Annotated in this window: 1 protein-coding gene; it reads left to right on the top strand. The window is 56.4% G+C overall.

The window, feature by feature from the left end:
- Positions 1-106: 106 nt before the first annotated feature.
- A complete protein-coding gene (locus Q1A75_RS24365; protein WP_366142240.1) occupies positions 107-508 on the top strand; it encodes an integrase core domain-containing protein in 402 nt (133 codons plus the stop codon).
- Positions 509-523: the final 15 nt, after the last annotated feature.

Genomic DNA, 523 nt, shown 5'->3' on the forward strand with positions numbered 1-523 from the left:
GTTATCTTAGTTTTGGGGACAGGATTTATGGCGCGGAAACGGTATTCGGATGAAGGTATTCTGCGGCTTTTGCGTGAAGTCGAGCTGAGCCTGTCGTCTTGTCCGGATGTTGCATCGGCCTACAGAACTGCTGGCGCCAGCGACGCGACCTATTACATATGGCGCAACGGTTTGGTGGTACCCGCTGCTACTGCAGCGCGGGACGCTCAAATACATCCGTTCCGATAATGGCTCGGAGTTCACCGCTACAGCACTGCAAGACTGGCTGAGAAAGGTCGGGATCAAGCCGATCCAGATCTATCCAGGGTCGCCTCGGGAGAACAGTCACAACGAGCGCGTCAACGGCACATTGCGCCGCGAAGTCCTCAACGCAGAATACCTCCACACCACCAAGCAGGCCCAGATCGTCATCACTACCTGGCTCAGACAGTACAATCGCCTGCGCCCACATCAGGCCCCAAACATGCGCCCGCCCATTCCAGAAACACTGATCAAAAGTGGCCCATAGACGTGGCCCTGGACA

It is taken from the genome of uncultured Tateyamaria sp., assembly GCF_947504105.1.
Lineage (GTDB): Bacteria > Pseudomonadota > Alphaproteobacteria > Rhodobacterales > Rhodobacteraceae > Tateyamaria.

Excerpts from the sequence above, each read along its gene's own strand:
- Q1A75_RS24365 (WP_366142240.1), top strand. The coding sequence starts at position 107 with ATGTTGCATCGGCCTACAGAACTGCTGGCGCCAGCGACGCGACCTATT.